Below are 18,914 nucleotides of genomic sequence, written 5' to 3' on the forward strand. Positions count from 1 at the left end.
TCAGGCCTGCACGAAGGGTGCGATCGCGATGCCCTCGGCCTGCAGCAGGCGCTTGGTCTCCGCCGCCATCTCCACCGAGCCGGGGGTGTCCCCATGGACGCAGATGGACTGCGCCGCCACCCGCACATCGGTGCCGTCGATCGCGCGGATCACCCCGTCGGCGGCGAGGCGCACCATGCGCTCGGCGACCTCGGACGGGTCGTGCAGCACCGCCCCGTCCTCGGTGCGGGAGACCAGCTGGCCGTCGGGCTGGTAGGCGCGATCGGCGAAAGCCTCGGCCGCCACGGCGAGACCGGCCTTCTCGGCGACGTCGAGCACGACCCCGCCGGCGAGACCGAGCAGGACCAGGCTCGGGTCGATCGCGCGGATCGCCGCCACCACGTCCTTCGCCTGCCGTTCGTCGCGCGCGATCGTGTTGTACAGCGCCCCGTGCGGCTTGACGTACGCGACCCGTCCGCCCACCGCGGCCGCGAGTCCGAGCAGAGCGCCGAGCTGATACTCGACGTGCCCCTGCAGGGTGGTCGAGTCGATGTCGACCTTCGTCCGGCCGAAGTTCTCGTAGTCCCGGTAACCGGGGTGGGCGCCGATCACGACCCCGCCCCGGACGGCGGAGGCCAGGGTCTCCCGGATGCCCTCCGGGCTTCCGGCGTGGAAGCCGCAGGACACGTTCGCGCTCGTGACGAGACGGAGCATGCTCTCGTCATCGCTCACGACCCGATCGGGGACGTTCTCCCCGAGGTCCGAGTTCAGGTCGATCGAGGTCATGCGATCACGCTCCGATTCCGAGGAAGGCGAAGATGGGGCCGACCGAGACGACACCCATGTACCAGGTGAGCAGGGTGACGACCGTGCCGGCGATGAGCAGCCACAGCGGGTACTTCTTGGCGCCGAGCAGGTCGCGACGGAACCATCCGATGTACATGAACACCGTCAGTCCGATCGGCAGGATCAGGCCGTTGAACCCGCCGACGAAGACGAGGATCGCGGCGGGAGCGGTGCCGATCGAGAGGTACACGATCAGGGACACGACGATGAAGGCCACGGTCGCGAGCTGCAGCGACCAGCCGCCCGTGAACCGCTTCGCGAACGTCGACAGGAAGGTCGCCGAGGTGTAGGCGGCGCCGATGACCGAGCTGATGGCCGCGGCCCAGAAGATCGCGCCGAAGATGCGCAGGCCGGCGTCGCCGAGCACCGCACCGAAGGCCTGGCCCGCGGGGTTCGCACCCTGACCGGAGAGATCGAGGGTGACGCCGGAGGCCACGACTCCGAGGATCGCGAGGAACAGGACGTAGCGCATGATGCCCGTGACGAGGATGCCGTTCGCAGCCGCACGCATCACGGGACCGGCCTGCTGCGGCCCGGTGTGCCCGGAGTCGAGGTAACGGTGCGCACCGGAGTAGGTGATGTACCCGCCCACGGTGCCACCGACGATGGTCGTGATGGTGGCGAAGTTCAGCTCGTCCGGGACGAAGGTCTGACGCAGGGCCTCCCCGATCGGCGGCTGGGCGACGAAGGCCACGATCAGCGTCATCACGATCATGCCCAGACCGAGGACGACGAGCACGATGTCCATCACGCGGCCCGCCTTCTTGATCAGGAAGATGATGATCGCGAGGACGCCGGTGAGGACGCCGCCGAGCTTCGGGTCGATGCCGAGCAGGGCGTTCAGGCCGAGGCCGCCGCCGGCGATGTTGCCGATGTTGAACGCCAGGCCGCCGATGACGACGAGCACCGCGATCACATGTCCGGAGTAGGGGATGGCGCTGTTGGCGAGCTCGCCCGCGCGCTTGCCGGAGGAGGTGATCATGCGCCAGATGTTCAGCTGCACGGCGATGTCGACGAGGATCGACACGAGGATCGCGAAGGCGAAGGCCGCCCCCATCGTGGCGGTGAAGGTCGCCGTCTGCGTGATGAACCCCGGGCCGATGGCACTGGTGGCCATGAGGAAGATGGCGCCGATGACGGCGCTGCGGCCTGCGCGCTTCTTGGCGACGGAGACGCGGGCTTCGTCCTCCGGCGAGAGGGAGGCAGTGGACTGTTCAGACATGGAGGGGGATTCCCATCGTCGTTGGTGGGTGTCGGGTGACCCCCAGTGTAGAACGGATACAGCCCGATTGTTCAACAATAATGTTACGCCCGTGCTACAACGCCGTTGCTTTCGTGTGTGCATCCTCGCCTCCCGGCCAGACGATCCGGCGAACGCCCGCCTACGATGAAGGCATGAACCAGCAGGGCGTGCTCGCCGACGTGCTTCGTCAGCGGATCATCGACGGGGATTTCGCGCCGGGATCCCGCCTGTCGGAATCGGCCCTCGCCGAGCAGTTCGACGTGTCGCGCAACACGCTCCGCGAGGCGTTCCGCGTCCTGGCCGAACAGGGACTCGTCGAGCACATCCCCCACCGCGGCGTCTCGGTCGCTTCGCCCACCATCGCCGACGTGATCGACATCTACCGCGCCCGGCGGGTCATCGAGTGCACGGCGCTGCGCCAGTCCGAGCCGCAGCACCCCGCGGTGCAGCGGATGCGCGACGCGCTCGCCGAGTCCGAGGAGCAGCTCCCGCGCGAGGACTGGCAGCGGGTCGGCAGCGCGAACATGGCCTTCCACGACGCGATCGTCGCCCTGGCGGACAGCGCCCGTCTCGCCAGGACCTACCGCGACGTGGCCGCCGAGCTGCGGCTGGTGTTCCTCGAGATCGACGACCCCCGTTCGCTGCACGAGCCCTTCGTCCGCCGCAACCGCGCCGTCCTCGAAGCGCTGCTCGAACGGGGACCCGACGCCGCGGCCGAGGAGCTCGAGCGCTACCTCACCGCCTCGGAGCGCAGCGTCCTGGGTGCTTTCGCCCGCATGGGTCACGCCTGACCCGGCACCATCAGCGAAAGCCGGCTCACCCTTTCGACCAGTCATGTCCCGGTGATTGTTGACCTGAGTGCAGAAATCTGTGAACGAGCCGTGAGATCGCTTGCCGCCGCATGGACGGCGTGCTTACCGTGAGCGGACTTCGGCGGGATCCGCGGCACAGAGTCGCCCGGCTCTCCGGTCGAGGGCCGCACGTCGAGGGGGCGTGCGGATCGTTCCGATCGAAAAGGACTACCGCTTTGCGATTCACGAGAAGACTGGCGTTCGCCGCTACCGCGGCTGCTGCGCTCTGCCTCGGCACGGTCATCCCCGCTGCCGCGAACACCGCGCCCGACGCCGACGACATCCCCACCTATCAGGAGTTCGAGGCGTCGACGTTCCGAGATGTCGACGGCGCCTACGTCGTCAACGGAGACGAGATCATCGCGAACAAGGGCCAGCTGCGCGACTTCTACGAACAGCTCCTCGGCCCCGTGACCCTGAACGACGGCCTGATCGTCAACACCGTCAACAACGTCGACGATCGCTGGTCGGATGCCCAGGTGAGCAACCTCACCTACTGCGTCAGCACCGCCTTCGGAGCCCGTCACGCCGACGTCGTCAACGCGATGGAGAGCGGCGCCGCGCTCTGGGAGTCCGCGTCGTCGAAGATCGACTTCGTCTACGTCGGCAGCGCGGACGGCAACTGCACGACCCGCAACCGTTCGGTCCTCTTCTCGGTCGAGCCGGTGCAGACCACGCAGTACATCGCGCGGGCGTTCTTCCCGAGCTCGCCGGAGCGCCAGCAGAACGTCCTCATCGACGACTCCATCTGGACGCCCGGCTCCTCGTGGACGCCGACGAACGTTCTCGGCCACGAGCTCGGTCACGTCCTCGGCTTCCGGCACGAGCACACCCGCCCGGAGGCGGGCACCTGCTTCGAGGACAACAACTGGCGTCCGCTGACGCCGTACGACTCGTCGTCGATCATGCACTACCCGCAGTGCAACGGCTCCTCCGACGACCTGTCGATGACGGGGGTCGACGTCGCGGGAGTGGTCGCCCTGTACGGGAACTGACATCCTCCGCCGGAGCTTCCTCCGATCAGCCGGACCCGGTCGCTGTCGACCGGGTCCGGCTGTGCGGACGGAGTCAGGCGGGCGAACCGGCGACCGGACCCTCGGAGCGCAGCGCCGCCGTGGCGCGGGGACGCGGCTCGCCGTCGCGGAGCGGAGCCGGCGGGGCGATGGCCGCGCGGGGTTCCGGCAGCCCGTAGCGGCGATGGAGCCAGCGCCGTGCGTCCTCGAGGGGATAGGTGTCGCCGAAGACGGCCGACTTCACGAACACTCCCTCGATGGTGCTCCGGAGCATGATCTCCTCCAGCGCGGGGTCCGCGGCGCCGCGCGCGCGGAACAGATCCCGCACCGCATCCTCGGCCGCGGTCGCTCCCGCTTCGTGCCGCGCCTCGGACTCGGCGAACAGCCGATGCGTCGCCGGCTGCTGCTGCATCGCGAGGACCGCCCGCTGCAGCGGGATGGCATACGCCGTGGCCGTGAGCGCCCCGTCGATCACGGCAGCCAGCATCTCGTCGGGAGTCCCCTCGACCCGGGCGAACCCGAGCACGGTCTCGAACCACCGATCGATGACGGCCGCGACCAGCTGTTCCTTGCCGCCGAAGTGGTAGTTCACCAGCCCCTGGGCGACGCCGGCTCTCTCGGTGATCCCCGCGATGCTGGCGCCGGCGACGCCTCGTTCGGCGAAGACCTCGATCGCCGCCTGGAGGATCCGCTCCCTCGCGCGTTCCCGGGCCAGGCGGTTGTGCTCGTCGGAGCGCGCCATGGGCATCCACCTCTCCCGACTCCACCGCTCGTTTTCCCCGATCGCCCCCTGCCCTATAGATTAGTTACTGAACGCCTGTTCAACCTATGACCTTCTGCGCGGCTCCCGATCTCGGCTGACGCGCCCAACCCCGCACAACTTCGGAGACTGGAGGCGACACGCCGCAGCATCCGCCCGGGCGCCCGGCGCGTCGGTGCGGAACTCCGAAGTTGTGCAGCACAGACGCACGGGTGCGTCCCTGGCCCGGAGGGGGCGCCAGGGGCGCGCCCGTGTTCACCCCAGGGCCAGGGGGCCGGACGGGCGGTCCCAGCGAGAGGGTCAGGGGGCCGGACGGGCGGTCCCAGCGCGAGGGTCAGGCGGACGCGCGGACCACGAGCTCGGTCGGCAGGATCGTGGTCATGGGCGGATCCTCACCGGCGAGGCGGGACAGCAGCACCTGCGCCATGGCCTCGCCCTGCGCATACATCGGCTGGCGCATGGTGGTCAGGGGCGGGTCCGTCGTGAGGGCGACCGAGGAGTCGTCGAAGCCGACCACCGCGATGTCTTCGGGCACGCGGACGCCGGCGGCGCGCAGGGCCGTCATGGCTCCCCGTGCCATCAGGTCGCTCGCGATGAAGATCGCATCCGGACGTCCGCCGTCGAGCAGACGTCGCGCGGCCTCGGCGCCGCTGGCCTCGCTGTAGTCGCCCTCCTCCTCCGCGTACGGAGTGAGACCGGCCTCGGCCAGGGCGTCCCGGAACCCCTGCACGCGATCCTCCGAGGCCACCATCGTGAGCGGCCCGGAGATCGTCGCGATGCGCGTGCGACCGATCTCGATCAGCCGACGGGTGGCGTTGCGGGCGCCGGTCACATTGTCGACGTCGACGACGTAGTCGCCTTCGTGCCGCCGCACAGGTCGACCGCCGTACACGACCGGCACCGCATCGGCGATCCGGTCGATGAACGCGTCGCTGGTGTGATGCGACACGATCAGCGCCCCGTCCACACCGCCGTTGCGCACGAAGCTGGTCATCTTGTCGCCGGGATCGTCGCTCGCGATGAGCAGGTTGAGAAGGTAGTCCGATCCCCCCAGCGCGCCCGTGATGCCCGCGACGATCGCCGCGAAGAACGGATCGCCGAAGAAGCGCGTGGTGTCCTCCGGGACGATGAGGGCGATCGCATGCGTCTGCCGCGACGCCAGCGAGCGCGCCGCCCGGTTGGGGACGTAGTTCAGCTCGTCGATCGCGGCGCGCACCGCGGCAAGGGCCTCCGGGCTCACCGCGGTCGAGCCGTTCACGACGCGCGACACCGTCGACCGCGAGACTCCCGCGGCCGATGCCACCTCTTCGATGGTCGCTCGGGGCGACATCAACGTACGCACTCTTCCATCGCCCCATTCTCACCGGTCGGCGCGGCTCGGGTCGCGATCGAATCGCGGAGTCGTCGTCGTGTCCGGTCGACGGAGCCCTCCGTCCGACCGGAACCGCGGATCAGAGCGCGCGCGCCGCGATGATCCGCGAGTACTCGCTGCCGGAGTCCTTGACCGTCCGCTCCTGGGTGTCGTAGTCCACGCGCACGATGCCGAACCGCTTGTCGTATCCCCAGGCCCACTCGAAGTTGTCGAACAGCGACCAGTAGAAGTAGCCGCGCACGTCCACGCCCGCGTCGACGGCGTCCAGCACCGCGCCGAGGTGCAGTCGCAGGAACTCCGTGCGGTCGGCGTCGTGCACCCGCTTCTCGCCGTCCTCGACCACCACGACGTCGTCGTAGGCCGCGCCGTTCTCCGTCATGGAGAGGACGGTGCCTGCCGGTTCGGCGTACTCCGTCCAGACGCGCTGCAGCAGGCGGGTGAGCCCCTCGGGCTGCACCTCCCAGTTCTGCGCGGTGCGCGGCAGTCCTCGCTCGACGGCGTGGATGCCCTCGTTCGACGGGTACGGACTCCGCACAGGGCGGGCGGTCGCGGGTCCGCCCGAGACGGGGGCGTCTGCCGGAGCCGTACCGGACACGAGGTCGCCGTGGTAGTAGTTCACGCCCTGGGTGTCGATGTGCTGCGAGATCAGTTCGAGGTCGCCGTCGCGGACGGCCGCCTCGAACTGCGCGACGGCGTCGGCGTCCACCGCGCGGATGTCCTCCATGATGTCGGCCGGGTAGCTGCCGCGGTAGATCGGGTCGAGGAACCAGCGGTTGAACTGCCCGTCCACGCGCCGGGCGGCGTCGATGTCTGCCGGGTTCTGCGGATCGGCGGGATCGGCGACCGTGTGGTTCAGCGTGATGCCGAGGTTGAGGGAGGCGTCACGTCCGCGCAGCTCCTGCACGGTCGCGCCATGGGCGAGCAGCAGGTGATGCGAGGCGAGCAGCCCCTCCGCGATGCTGGTGTGGCCAGGGGCGTGCTCCCCTCCTGTGTAGGAGAGGAACGACGAGCACCACGGCTCGTTCAGCGTGGTCCACACGTTCACCCGGTCGCCGAGCGCATCGTGCATGGTGCCCGCGTACTCGAGGAAGCGGTCGACCGTGTCGCGGTCCGTCCATCCACCGCGCTCCTGCAGCGCCTGCGGCATGTCCCAGTGGTACAGCGTCAGCCAGGGGAGGATGTCGGCGGCGAGGAGCTCGTCGACCAGGCGCTGGTAGAAGTCGACGCCGGCCGCGTTGACCGCTCCCCCGTCGGGACGCACCCGCGACCACGAGGTCGAGAAGCGGTACGTCTGCAGCCCGAGCTCCTTCATGAGCGCGACGTCCTGCGGATACCGGTGATAGTGGTCGCACGCGACATCGCCGTCGTCCCCGCCGATCACGGCGCCGGGCACCCGGGCGAACGCATCCCAGATCGACGCGGTGCGGCCGTCCTCGAACGCCGCCCCCTCGATCTGGTAGGCGGCCGTCGCGGCGCCGAAGAGGAAGTTCTCGGGGAAGGGGCGGGTCATAGGGGTCATCCTTTCACCGCGCCCGCCATGATGCCACTGACCAGCTGCCGACCCGCGACCACGAAGAGCACGAGCAGCGGAAGGGTCGCGAGCACCGCACCGGCGAGCACGATCGAGTAGTCGATGTAGTAGCCCGACTGCAGCTGACTGAGCGCCGTCTGCAGGGTCGGGTTCTGCGGGGAGAGCACGATCAGCGGCCACAGGTAGTCCGTCCACGCCGTCATGAACGTGAACAGGCCGAGGATCGCCATGGCCGGTCGCGCCGCGGGGAGCCCCACGGTCAGGAAGGTGCGGAACTGGTTCGCCCCGTCCATGCGCGCGGCCTCGATCAGCTCGTCCGGGATCACGTCGACCAGGTACTGCCGCATGAAGAAGACGCCGAACGCGGTGACGAGCGTGGGCACGATGACGGCGCCGATGGAGCCGGTCCAGCCGAGCTCGCGCATCAGCATGAACAACGGGATGATGCCCAGCTGCGTCGGGATCGCCATCGTGGCGATCACGAAGATCATCAGCCCGTCGCGGCCCTTGAACCGCAGCTTCGCGAAGGCGTAGCCGGCGAGCGTCGAGAAGGTCACGACCGAGATCGTGATGATGCCCGAGATCAGGAACGAGTTGCCGAGGGCCAGCCAGAACGGGATCGCGTCGAACACCTGCGCCGCGTTGGCGAGGAAGTTCCCGCCGGGGATCAGGGGCAGCGTCTCCCCGCGGGTGGCGTTCGTGCCGCTCGCGACCACGACCGACCACCACAGCGGATACACGCTGCCGATGATGAACGCGGCGAGGAGCCCGTAGGTGAGGAACCCGGGACGGCTGCCGATGCCGGCGGTGCCACCCGCGGCTCCGCGACGGCGACGGATCTTCTCAGGGACGCTCAGCGCCTGCGTGGCGGTCATCGCGCATTCTCCTCGGTCGTGGTGGCGAGCGTCGTCCCGGCGGCGGCCGAGGCGGCTGCGGTGTCGACGGTGCGTGCGCGGCGGCGCGCAGCGCGGTTCCTCTTGGGCGCGTCCCCGGTGGAGATGCGTCGCGAGATGAGGAAGTTGATGACGCCGATGCCGACGATCAGCAGGAACAGCAGGATCGCGACCGCGGAGGCCTCGCCGAGGTTGCGCCGGAAGAACGCGAGCTCCCACAGGAACAGGACCGTGGTCTGGAACTGCCGGTCGCTGCCGCCGATGCCGCCCGCGGTCGACACGTCGAACAGTCGCGGCTCGGCGAAGATCTGCAGCCCGCCGATGGTCGCGGTGATGATCACGAAGATCAGCGTCGGACGGATCGTGGGGATCGTGATGGAGAAGAACCGACGGGCGGCGCCGGCTCCGTCGAGGGCGGCGGACTCGTAGAGGTCGCGCGGCACGGCCTGCATCGCGGCGAGCAGGATGAGGGCGTTGTAGCCCGTCCAGCGGAAGTTCACCATGACGGCGATCGCGATGTGCGACAGCGCAGTGTTGTGCTTCCACTCCTGGTCGGCGATGCCGATGAGGTTGAGCAGGTTGTTGGCGAGGCCGTCCGCCTCGTTGAAGATGCTCGAGAAGATGATGGCGACGGCGACCGGGGTGACCACGAACGGGATCAGCACGCTCATGCGCCAGAACGTCGGCGCGCGGAGGCCGCGGTCGAGGAGGTAGGCGATCACGAGGGCCACGGCCAGCTGGGGGATCGCGGAGAGCAGGAAGATGCTCAGGGTGTTGCCGATGGAGTTCCAGAACATCGCATCGCCCAGGATCTCGACGAAGTTGCCGAACCCCACGAAGTCGCCCTCGCCCTTGAGCAGGTCCCACTCGTGCACGGCCACCCACACCGTGTAGAGCAGCGGGAACAGCCCGACCAGCCCGAACAGCAGGAAGAACGGCGAGATGTAGAAGTACGGCGAGGCGTTCTGATCGAACCGCGAGAGGCGGTGGCGCCAGGAGCGCTTCGGCGGCACATCCGACGTCGCGGATGCCGCTCGCTGCTGCTCCGCGCGCGGGGCGGTGAGAGTCATGGGGGTCTCCTTATCCCGGGGTCCGAGGGTTCCCGTCGCAGTTTCTGTCGCCATCCGTGCGCGGAGGCGACAGAAACTGCGACGGGAGGGGAGTCAGCGACTCAGGTCAGCCGACGAGGTCGTTCAGCAGGCCGATGGCCTGGTCCCAGGCACCCTGCGTATCGGTCTCGCCGCGGTCGAGGCTGCTGAGAGCCGGCCCGAACACGTTCTCCTGGATCACCGAGTCATCAGCGCCCTTGAACTGCGCGACGACGCCCTTGGCCCGCTCGGCGAGGATCGCACCGGTCGGCGCATCGTTGAAGAACTCGTTGGGCGTGGCCTCCTCGGCGAGGGACTCCTGCGCCTTGATGGTCGACGGGAAGTTGCCGGCCGCAGCGGACTGCTTCACCTGCTGCTCGGGCTGCGTCAGCCAGTCGGCGAGCTCCGCCGCGGCCTCCTTGTGGGCCGAGGTCTCCGGGATCGACAGGAACGCGCCACCCCAGTTGGCCGCGCCGCCGGGGAACACGTCCGCGAAGTCCCATCCGGTCGACGCGTCGCCGCCGCCGGCCTCGACCTGGCCCTGCACGACGCCGAGCATCCAGCCGGGGCACACGAAGGTCGCGAACGTGCCGTCGACGAACGACTTGCCGCCGTTCCAGTCCCAGGCGGTCTGCGCGGCGGACTGGCCGCCCTCGGTCGCGGCGCCCAGCAGCTCGAAGCGCTCCTGGAGCTCGTCGTTGCCCTCGACGTTCAGCTCGCCGTCGGCGGTGTAGTAGCCCTCGTCGAGCTGGTTGACCATGGCGTTCCAGACGAAGCCGGAGTGGTCGTACCAGGCCTTGCCGGTCTTGGCCGTGTAGTCGGCGCCGACCTTGAAGTAGTTCTCCCAGTCGCCGTTGAGCAGCTCGGCGACGGACTCGCGGTCGCTCGGAAGGCCGGCGGCCTCGAACGCGGCGCCGTTGTAGCAGATGCCGCTCGGTCCGATGTCGGTGCCGTAGCCGATGACCCGGCCTTCCGCATCGGTGGCCTGGCCGTACTTCCAGTCGACCCAGTCGTCCTTGCGGTCCTCGATGCCGTAGTCGCGCAGGTCGACGAAGGTGTCGGACACGTCCATGATCGCGCCGAGCCAGCCCTCCTCGATCGCGACGATGTCGCTGAGGCCGGAGCCGGCGGCGATCTTGGTGAAGGCGTCGGTGCGGGCGTTGCCACCCGTGTCGATGTTGGTCGCCTCGATCTTCACGTTCGGGTGCGCCTTCTCGTACTCCTTGTACAGGTCGTCGTAGCCGAAGGTGCCGAAGGTGGTGACGGTCAGCGTGACCTCTTCGTCGCCGTTCGCGTCGCCGCTGTCGCCGTTGTTGCCGGAGCAGCCGGCGAGGGCGAGGGCGGATGCGGATGCCACGGCGGCGATCGCGAGGATCCGGTGGCGGGCACGTGTGTTCACAGTTCACTCCTTTGTGGTGGTCGTGCGGTGTGATGCGTCGGGACGTCGTGGGAGCGCTCCCACGCGTTGAGCAGTCACTCTATGGGAGCGCTCCCACAGTGTCAAGCCAGCCCTGCGGGCGACGGATCACCGATGCCGCGACGATCCGCCGAGCAGCGGCCGGGACATCGTCCGCGGATCGTCACCGCGTCGGCGAATCGTCAAGCCCTTGCCGACCGGCGTACCCTTGTCCGGTGCCCGAAGCCACCCTGTCTCCTGCCCTCGTCCGTGCCGAAGCCCTGATCCGCAACGTCCCGGACTACCCGCAGCCGGGGATCATCTTCCGCGACATCACGCCGCTCCTCGCCGACGCCGAGGCCCTCCGGGTGACGACGGAGGCGATCATCGAGCCCTTCGCCGGGCAGTTCGACGTGATCGCGGGCATCGAGGCGCGCGGCTTCATCCTCGCCAGCGCCGCAGCCATCGCCGCCGGAGTCGGGCTGATCCCGATCCGCAAGGCAGGCAAGCTGCCCCGGCCTGCAGCATCCGTCGACTACGCCCTCGAGTACGGCACCGCCACGATCGAGATGCACGACGACCTGCCGGTCGGATCCCGCGTGCTGCTCATCGACGACGTCCTCGCGACCGGAGGCACCCTGGCCGCAGGCCGCCAGCTCGTGGAGCGTCTCGGCAGCCACGTCATCGGCATCTCCGTCCTCTTCGAGATCGACGGCCTCGGCGGCCGCGAGGCCGTCGGCGACCTCCACACCGTCTTCCACTCCGCCTAACCTCCCTCCCCCCTCCCCCTCTCCGTCCCCTCCCTCCCCCCTCCCCCCTCCCTGACGCCGAGTGCACGGGTTCTCGCCGAGTGCACGGCTTCTGCGCGGGAGGAGGCGGTGCACTCGGCACCAAGCCGTACACTCGGCGAACCGAACGGGGACGCCGGAGAGACGGGGACGGGCGGGGCAGTAGACTGGGTGCGCCCCTCCGCCCGCGACTCTTGGAGCCGTCATGCCCACCATCGTCGTCGACGTCATGCCCAAGCCCGAACTGCTCGACCCGCAGGGCAAGGCCGTTTCCGGCGCCTTCGCCCGCCTCGGCGTCGAGGGATTCACGGACGTCCGCATCGGCAAGCGCTTCGAGCTCACCGTCGAGGGCGAGGTGACCGACGAGGTCCTCGCCGAGGCTCGTCGCATCGCCGACGAGGTGCTCTCGAACTCCGTGATCGAAGACGTCGTCGGCATCGAGGTCGCGGAGTGACCACGCGCATCGGGGTCATCACCTTCCCCGGTTCGCTCGACGACCGCGACGCACAGCGCGCCGTCCGCATCGCCGGGGCAGAGCCCGTCGCCCTGTGGCACGGCTCGCACGACCTCGAGGGCGTCGATGCGCTCGTCCTCCCCGGCGGCTTCAGCTACGGCGACTACCTGCGCGCCGGCGCCATCGCCGCGCTCTCCCCGATCATGGCCGAGGTGAAGGACGCCGCAGCCAAGGGAATGCCCGTGCTCGGCATCTGCAACGGCTTCCAGATGCTGGTCGAGGCGCATCTTCTTCCCGGCGGGCTGATCCGCAACAACCACCAGCACTTCGTCCGCCGCGACCAGAAGCTCACGGTCGAGAACGCCGACACCGCCTGGACCAACGCCTTCCGCACCGGCCAGGAGATCGTGATCCCGCTGAAGAACGCCGACGGCGGATACATCGCCGACGAGCAGACGCTCGACCGCGTCGAGGGCGAGGGTCTCGTGGCCTTCCGCTACGCCGGCGTGAACCCGAACGGCTCCCTGCGCGACATCGCGGGGCTGACGAACGAGGCGGGCAACGTGGTGGGGCTGATGCCGCACCCCGAGCACGCCACGGAGCCCGGCTTCGGCCCGGACACCGCCGCCGCCATGCGCAGCGGTGTCGACGGCCTCGACTTCTTCACGAGCGCGATCGCCGCCGTCGCCCGCGTCGCGGCCTAGGCTCGGCCGACCGGGAGGCGGAAGGGGCACAGAGCCTAGCGCGAGCCCCAGTCGTCCGGCAGTTCCAGAGGCGCCTCGTAGCCCTCAGGTGGTTGCCATCCACGCCAGTCGCCCACGACGGCGAGCCATGCGTCGAGGTCCTGGACGATCGCATCGCCAGTCCGCCGGGCGGCGACCAGGTCGCCCTCCGGAAGCCGCCCCGCGGAGACGGCCGTCTCCGCTTCGTCGACATCCTTCCACGCCGACGTGCCATCCGGTGCGATGACGAGATCCAGATGTCGATCGAGACTGTCGAAGCAGGATCCCCGACGTCTTCGCGGTCGTTCGAGGTTGACGTACCAGCCGGCGAACCGTCCCTCGTCCCAGAAGTGCAGCACCTGGTATTCGGCGCCCGTGGGCATCACCCGAAGAACGCCTGACCCCTGCCAGATACGGCGCGCGGTCGTCATCGGCGATCGGAATCTCTCGGCCAGCGGGATCGTGCGCGGATCTCGACCGTCGGAGAGCGCCCAATAGGAGATCTCGGTCCCCGGAGACAGCCACGCCACTGTGCGCTCGGGGCCGTCCTCAACGACGCGCAGCGGCAGGCCCGCCTGGGGGCGACCATCCGGATACCGATAGCGCAGCAGGATCTCATCCCCCGGCAGCCCGAACCTCACGCGTCGCCGCCTAGGCTCGGCCGACCGGGAGGCGGAAGGGGTTGTCGCCCGTCGCGGCGAGCAGGTACCAGGCCGTCGCGCCGGTGTGCAGGCTCGCGTAGTAGAGGTCGCCGAAACCGGAGTCGAGCCCGTCGTTCGAGGTCGCGACGATGCCCTTGCCGTCACCGTTCGGGGCATCCCGCTGCGCCAGGCGGATGCTGCTCAGCAGGGTGTCCACCGCCGCGGCGTCGCCCGGTGCGTCGCGCAGCCCCAGCGCGAGCGCGAGGTGTCCACCGCCTTCGAACCACGCCTTCGACACGTCGACCTCGCTGATCGATGGGCCCGTGTACGGGCCGTCGGTCGCCATCAGATGGGCGAGCGTCCAATCCAGGGCCGTTCCGTAGCGCGGGTCACCCGTGGCGAGCGAACTCCACGTCTGGGCATCCAGCGGGATGGGACGCGTGTTGATCGTGGAGCCGTCGAGGCCGGTGCCGGTGTTCACATGTCCGTCCGCGTGCTGCATCGCCGCGACGAACTCTGCAGCGACAGCCGCCCGATCGGTCCACACAGGGTCGCCGGTGAGCTGGCCGAGCTGGGTGAAGAAACCGGCGATATCGCTGTTGTGCTCGGTGGACTTCCACGTCAGAGAGGTGCCGTCCTCGAGCTGGCCGCCGGTGTATCCGTAAGGCGCACGGGCCATGTCGGCGGTGTTGTCCTGGATCCACCGGCCGACGCGGAGCGCGCCGTCGAGGTAGCGCTCGTCTCCGGTGACATGCGCGAGCCGCGCCAGCGCCATGCCCACCCAGGCCTGGTTGCCGGTGAAGGTGCCGGGTCCGGTGATCTCCACCCGCCCCTGCCGGATGCCGTGGGGCTCGTACGACGCCCGGGTGCGGCCGTCTCCGATCGGGTCGTTCTCCTGCACGAACAACAGGGTGTCGCCGATCGCGCGAGCCCGACGGAGATCGTCCGGCAGCCCACGGGCCGTGTACGCGATCACGACGAGGGCGTCGTCGTAGACGAAGGACGGCGTGAAGTCCCAGGTCGGGGTGGTGAAGAAACCGCCCTGGTAGCTGCGCGGCAGGCAGTGTCCTTCGCCGTCGCAGAACTCGTCGACACGCGCGTCCAGGAACTCGTACGCCAGCGCGACCGAGGCGGCAGGGTCGGTCACCGGGTCCGCCGGAGTCTCGTCCCGCGCCGCGAACGCATCCGACACGGCCGGAGCCGCGCCGACGAGCACGGCGCCGACCACGAGTGCGGCGACGGCGGCCCAGGGTGCGCAACGGCGGACAGAACCGGACATCGGGACCTCTCGGACGGAAGACCCCCGGGGGGACATGCCGCGAGCGACACGGGGGGATGTGGGAAGCCTGTCATCACAGGGGGCGGCCGGTGAAGTGTCTTTCGGCCAGACTTCGCCGCGGGATGTCGATGCGCGCCCGCGCGTAGCAAAGCGCTGCGGAGCGTGCAAGGCGTTTGTCTCGGCGTCGGGCGGCGCGCACGATGGTCATCCCGTCCCCGACCTCCCGGAAAGGACTCCCCATGTCCCGTGACCAGTACACCTTCACCGACCCGACCGCGCTGTATGCCGACATCGAGCCGCAGAAGCAGCACATGCCGGAGCCGGGCCTCGATGCCGACCTGACCCCGCAGGCCGACCTCGGCGAGGAAACCTACCGCGGCACCGGACGCCTGACCGGGCGCAAGGCGCTCATCACCGGCGGCGACTCCGGCATCGGCGCGGCCACAGCGATCGCCTTCGCGCGCGAGGGCGCCGACGTCGCGATCTCCTACCTCCCCGAGGAGGAGCAGGATGCGAGCCGCATCGCCGACATCCTCCGCGACGCCGGCGTGACGGTCGCCGCGATCCCCGGGGATCTGCGCGACCCCGAGTACTGCCGCACTCTCGTCGCCGAGACGGTCGGCGCTCTCGGAGGCCTCGACATCGTCGTGAACAACGGCGGCAAGCAGGTCTTCCAGGAGTCGCTCACCGACATCACCGACGAGCAGTTCGACGACACGTTCAAGACCAACGTCTACGCCATGTTCTGGGTCACCAAGGCCGCACTGCCGCACCTGTCCCCCGGGTCGACCATCATCAACACGACGTCGATCCAGGCGTACTCCCCCTCGGACATCCTCGTCGACTACGCCTCGACGAAGGCGACCATCAACGCCTTCACGAAAGGCCTCGCGCAGCAACTCGCCCCGAAGGGCATCCGCGTGAACGCGGTCGCGCCGGGGCCGATCTGGACGCCTCTGCAGCCCAGTGACGGTCAGCCGCAGGAGAAGATCGCCGAGTTCGGCAAGGACACGCCGCTCGGTCGCATGGGTCAGCCGGCCGAACTCGCCCCCGCCTACGTCTTCCTCGCCTCCGCGGAGTCGAGCTACGTCGCCGGCGAGACGCTGAACGTGAACGGCGGCATGCCGACCCCGTGAGTCCTGATCGGCGTCAGGCCGCGAGCGCGGGCGGCCAGACGCCGATCAGCACCGCCATCACGAGGACCGTGACGCCCGCGTCGGCCGTGACGGCGACCGAACCGATTCGATACGCGCTCTGGCAGGAATGTAAGCGTTTGCAGTAGCCTGATTCGCATGGCACAGCTTGAGCAGATCGCAGCCCCCGGTTCCGAGTGGTGGCGCAGCGCCGTCATCTACCAGATCTACCCCCGCTCCTTCGCGGACGCGTCGGGCGACGGCATCGGCGACCTCCCGGGGATCACGAGCCGCCTGGACTCCCTGCAGGAGCTGGGCGTCGACGCGATCTGGCTCAGCCCGTTCATGACGAGCCCGCAGCGCGACGCCGGCTACGACGTGGCCGACTACCGCGACGTCGACCCGCTGTTCGGCACGCTCGCCGACTTCGACCTCATGCTCGCCGAGGCCCACGCCCGCGACATCCGCGTGATCGTCGACCTCGTCCCGAACCACTCGTCCGACCAGCACCCCTGGTTCCAGGAGGCCCTCAAGGCTGCACCGGGGAGCCCGGAGCGCGCGCGCTACATCTTCCGCGACGGCCGCGGCGAGAACGGCGAACTGCCTCCGAACAACTGGGAGTCCGTGTTCGGCGGCGGCATGTGGCAGCGCGTGACCGAGGCCGACGGCACGCCCGGCCAGTGGTACCTGCACATCTTCGACGCCACCCAGCCCGACTTCGACTGGAACAACGAGGAGGTGCAGGAGGAGTTCCGCTCCATCCTGCGCTTCTGGCTCGACCGCGGTGTCGACGGCTTCCGGGTCGACGTCGCCCACGGCATGATCAAGACCGAGGGCCTGCCCGACTACACCCCGCCGACCGACGCCGACTCGATGGGCGGCGGCGAGTCGAACGTGCCGTACTGGGGCCAGGACGGCGTGCACGAGATCTACCGCGACTGGCACCGGGTGCTGGCCGAGTACGACGGCGACCGCGCCCTCTGCGGCGAGGCCTGGATGCCCACCCTCAAGCAGACCGCGCTGTGGGTGCGTCCGGACGAGATGCACCAGACGTTCAACTTCCCCTACCTCATGACGGAGTGGGACGCGAAGGCCCTCGGCGACGTGATCCGCGAGTCGCTGGACGAGTTCGGCGCCGTCGGAGCCCCGAGCACGTGGGTGCTGTCGAACCACGACGTGGTGCGCCACGCGACCCGCCTCGCCCTCACCTCCGAGAACCCGCAGGGCGAGGGCATCGGCCCGAACACCCCGGACAAGCCGGACACCGTGATCGGACTGGCCCGCGCCCGTGCAGCCACCACGCTGATGCTCGCGCTTCCCGGTTCGGCCTACCTCTACCAGGGCGAGGAGCTCGGACTGCCGGAGGCCATGGAGATCCCGGACGAGTTCCGTCAGGATCCGACCTGGTTCCGCACGAACGGCAAGCGCTACGGACGCGACGGCTGCCGCGTGCCGCTGCCGTGGGAGGCCGAGGCTCCGGCCTTCGGGTTCAACGACACCGGGCTGTCGTGGCTGCCCCAGCCGGCGGACTGGGCGGGCTACGCGCGGGACGTCGAGGAGGTCGACCCCGCGTCCACGCTCGCCCTGTACAAGCGGCTCCTCGCCGGTCGCCGCGAGTACGGCTTCGGCGCGGGCTCGCTGGTCTGGGAGGATGCCGGTCCCGACACGGTGGCGTTCCGCCGCGGCGACGTCCACGTGATCGCGAACCTCGGCACCGCGCCGGTCGAGCTGCCCGCGGACGCCCTCGTGATCCTGCAGAGCCAGCCCTTCGACGGTGCAGCCCTCCCCGTCGACACGGCTGTCTGGTACACCACCGCCTGATACATCCCACCCGCTCCCGTCGCACTTTCTGTCGCTCTCAGCCTCCGCAGGCGACACGAAGGCGACGGGAGCGGACCAGAACGAAGGAACCCATGGCGAGCATCGATGAGGTCGCCCGGCTCGCCGGGGTCTCCACCGCCACCGTCTCGCGCGCGCTGAGCGGACGAGGCCACGTGTCCGAGTCCGCCAAGGAACGGGTGCAGGCCGCGGCGCAGTCGCTCGGCTACGTGGTGTCGTCGCGGGCGTCGAGTCTCGCGTCCGGCCGCACCCGCAACGTGGGAGTGGTCGTTCCCTTCCTCGACCGCTGGTTCTTCAGCACCGTGCTGTCGGGGGTCTCGTCCGCTCTGATGCGCGCCGGCTACGACATCACGCTCTACAACATCACCGCCGACAAGGACGTGCGTCGCCACGTGTTCGACACGTTCCTGCGGCGGCAGCGCGTGGATGCGGTCATCGCCGTGTCTATCGAGCTCGACGACGAGGAGACGCAGCATCTGCTGGAGCTCGGGCTCCCCGTGATCGCGATCGGCGGCCCCAACCCCAAGCTCGACACCCTCACGGTCGACGACGTCGCCGTCGCCCAGCTCGCGACCGAGCACCTGATCGGACTCGGGCACACCGACATCGCGCACATCGGCGCGAACCCCGAGTTCGACATCGACTTCCACATCCCCACCAACCGGCGGCTCGGGTTCGAGAAAGCGCTCGCGAAGGCGGGGCTCCCCCTGAACCACGCCTTCCTCGAGCCCGCGGACTTCACGGTCGAAGGCGGCTACCGCGCGGCGAAGCAGCTGCTCGGGCGACCGGGCCCCCGCCCGACCGCCGTGTTCGCCGCGTCGGACGAGATGGCCATCGGCGCTCTGCTGGCGGCCCGCGATCTCGGCTTCAGCGTGCCGGAGGAGCTGTCGATCGTCGGCATCGACGGCCATGAGCTCGGCGAGTTCTTCCGCCTCACGACCGTCGACCAGTTCCCCCTCGGCCAGGGCGAGCGGGCCGCCGACGCCGTGCTGGCGAAGCTCACCACCCCGGACGCCGTGCACATCCCGTCGGCGCTGCCGTTCGAGCTGAACGTGCGCGGCACCACGGCGCGGCTCGTCTGACCGG

At 69.5% G+C, this 18,914-nt stretch carries 18 protein-coding genes; 8 read left to right on the top strand and 10 right to left on the bottom strand.

The window, feature by feature from the left end:
• Positions 1–765 (bottom strand): LamB/YcsF family protein, encoded by a 765-nt coding sequence (locus F6A08_RS16410; RefSeq protein WP_151460049.1) that lies wholly within the window; start codon positions 763–765, stop codon positions 1–3.
• 4 nt (positions 766–769) lie between these two features.
• Positions 770–2,047: an NRAMP family divalent metal transporter gene (locus tag F6A08_RS16415; protein ID WP_017204265.1), complete on the bottom strand. Its 1,278-nt coding sequence runs from the start codon at positions 2,045–2,047 to the stop codon at positions 770–772.
• A gap of 173 nt (positions 2,048–2,220) precedes the next feature.
• Between F6A08_RS16415 and F6A08_RS16420 the strand changes: the two genes are divergently transcribed.
• On the top strand, positions 2,221–2,859 hold the full coding sequence (locus tag F6A08_RS16420) for a GntR family transcriptional regulator (protein ID WP_017204264.1): 639 nt from the start codon (positions 2,221–2,223) through the stop codon (positions 2,857–2,859).
• A 236-nt stretch (positions 2,860–3,095) separates the two neighbouring features.
• Positions 3,096–3,914, top strand: coding sequence for a matrixin family metalloprotease (locus F6A08_RS16425; protein WP_151460050.1), 819 nt, complete (start codon positions 3,096–3,098; stop codon positions 3,912–3,914).
• A 73-nt stretch (positions 3,915–3,987) separates the two neighbouring features.
• Here the strand turns inward: F6A08_RS16425 and F6A08_RS16430 are convergent, their stop codons facing one another.
• The 6 genes from F6A08_RS16430 to F6A08_RS16455 all read right to left on the bottom strand — a co-directional run bounded on the left by F6A08_RS16430 (position 3,988) and on the right by F6A08_RS16455 (position 10,975).
• Entirely contained in the window at positions 3,988–4,674 is a 687-nt protein-coding gene (locus tag F6A08_RS16430) for a TetR/AcrR family transcriptional regulator (RefSeq protein ID WP_225855873.1), read from the bottom strand.
• A 352-nt stretch (positions 4,675–5,026) separates the two neighbouring features.
• The gene (locus F6A08_RS16435; RefSeq protein WP_124896789.1) at positions 5,027–6,022 is read right to left on the bottom strand and encodes a LacI family DNA-binding transcriptional regulator; all 996 of its coding nucleotides are present in this window, start codon (positions 6,020–6,022) and stop codon (positions 5,027–5,029) included.
• Between the two features lie 121 nt (positions 6,023–6,143).
• Positions 6,144–7,574: a GH1 family beta-glucosidase gene (locus tag F6A08_RS16440; protein WP_192576802.1), complete on the bottom strand. Its 1,431-nt coding sequence runs from the start codon at positions 7,572–7,574 to the stop codon at positions 6,144–6,146.
• A 5-nt stretch (positions 7,575–7,579) separates the two neighbouring features.
• Positions 7,580–8,470, bottom strand: a complete 891-nt coding sequence (locus F6A08_RS16445) for a carbohydrate ABC transporter permease (RefSeq protein ID WP_017204259.1) — start codon at positions 8,468–8,470, stop codon at positions 7,580–7,582.
• Positions 8,467–9,558, bottom strand: a complete 1,092-nt coding sequence (locus F6A08_RS16450) for a carbohydrate ABC transporter permease (RefSeq protein WP_017204258.1) — start codon at positions 9,556–9,558, stop codon at positions 8,467–8,469. Before F6A08_RS16450 ends, F6A08_RS16445 begins: the two co-directional genes overlap by 4 nt.
• A 106-nt stretch (positions 9,559–9,664) precedes the next feature.
• On the bottom strand, positions 9,665–10,975 hold the full coding sequence (locus tag F6A08_RS16455; RefSeq protein WP_124894710.1) for an ABC transporter substrate-binding protein: 1,311 nt from the start codon (positions 10,973–10,975) through the stop codon (positions 9,665–9,667).
• 233 nt (positions 10,976–11,208) lie between these two features.
• Between F6A08_RS16455 and F6A08_RS16460 the strand changes: the two genes are divergently transcribed.
• From F6A08_RS16460 to purQ, 3 genes are all read left to right on the top strand, one after another.
• Positions 11,209–11,742, top strand: a complete 534-nt coding sequence (locus tag F6A08_RS16460; protein WP_017204256.1) for an adenine phosphoribosyltransferase — start codon at positions 11,209–11,211, stop codon at positions 11,740–11,742.
• Between the two features lie 223 nt (positions 11,743–11,965).
• Positions 11,966–12,214 (top strand): phosphoribosylformylglycinamidine synthase subunit PurS, encoded by a 249-nt coding sequence (gene purS / locus F6A08_RS16465; protein WP_017204254.1) that lies wholly within the window; start codon positions 11,966–11,968, stop codon positions 12,212–12,214.
• Positions 12,211–12,918: a phosphoribosylformylglycinamidine synthase subunit PurQ gene (gene purQ, locus F6A08_RS16470; RefSeq protein WP_124894708.1), complete on the top strand. Its 708-nt coding sequence runs from the start codon at positions 12,211–12,213 to the stop codon at positions 12,916–12,918. The genes purS and purQ overlap by 4 nt, the downstream gene beginning before the upstream one ends.
• Positions 12,919–12,953: 35 nt before the next feature.
• Here the strand turns inward: purQ and F6A08_RS16475 are convergent, their stop codons facing one another.
• On the bottom strand, positions 12,954–13,577 hold the full coding sequence (locus F6A08_RS16475) for a ribonuclease FAU-1 family protein (RefSeq protein WP_151460052.1): 624 nt from the start codon (positions 13,575–13,577) through the stop codon (positions 12,954–12,956).
• Positions 13,578–13,587: 10 nt separating this feature from the next.
• The gene (locus F6A08_RS16480) at positions 13,588–14,856 is read right to left on the bottom strand and encodes a glycoside hydrolase family protein (protein ID WP_151460053.1); all 1,269 of its coding nucleotides are present in this window, start codon (positions 14,854–14,856) and stop codon (positions 13,588–13,590) included.
• Positions 14,857–15,095: 239 nt separating this feature from the next.
• Here F6A08_RS16480 and F6A08_RS16485 point away from each other — a divergent pair, with 239 nt between their 5' ends.
• The 3 genes from F6A08_RS16485 to F6A08_RS16495 all read left to right on the top strand — a co-directional run bounded on the left by F6A08_RS16485 (position 15,096) and on the right by F6A08_RS16495 (position 18,910).
• Positions 15,096–15,992: an SDR family oxidoreductase gene (locus F6A08_RS16485; RefSeq protein WP_017204251.1), complete on the top strand. Its 897-nt coding sequence runs from the start codon at positions 15,096–15,098 to the stop codon at positions 15,990–15,992.
• A 156-nt stretch (positions 15,993–16,148) separates the two neighbouring features.
• Complete coding sequence (locus F6A08_RS16490) at positions 16,149–17,810, top strand: glycoside hydrolase family 13 protein (RefSeq protein ID WP_124894706.1); 1,662 nt, start codon at positions 16,149–16,151, stop codon at positions 17,808–17,810.
• 92 nt (positions 17,811–17,902) lie between these two features.
• Positions 17,903–18,910: a LacI family DNA-binding transcriptional regulator gene (locus F6A08_RS16495; RefSeq protein WP_017204249.1), complete on the top strand. Its 1,008-nt coding sequence runs from the start codon at positions 17,903–17,905 to the stop codon at positions 18,908–18,910.
• The last annotated feature ends 4 nt before the right edge of the window (positions 18,911–18,914 follow it).

It is taken from the genome of Microbacterium algeriense, assembly GCF_008868005.1.
GTDB lineage: Bacteria > Actinomycetota > Actinomycetes > Actinomycetales > Microbacteriaceae > Microbacterium > Microbacterium algeriense.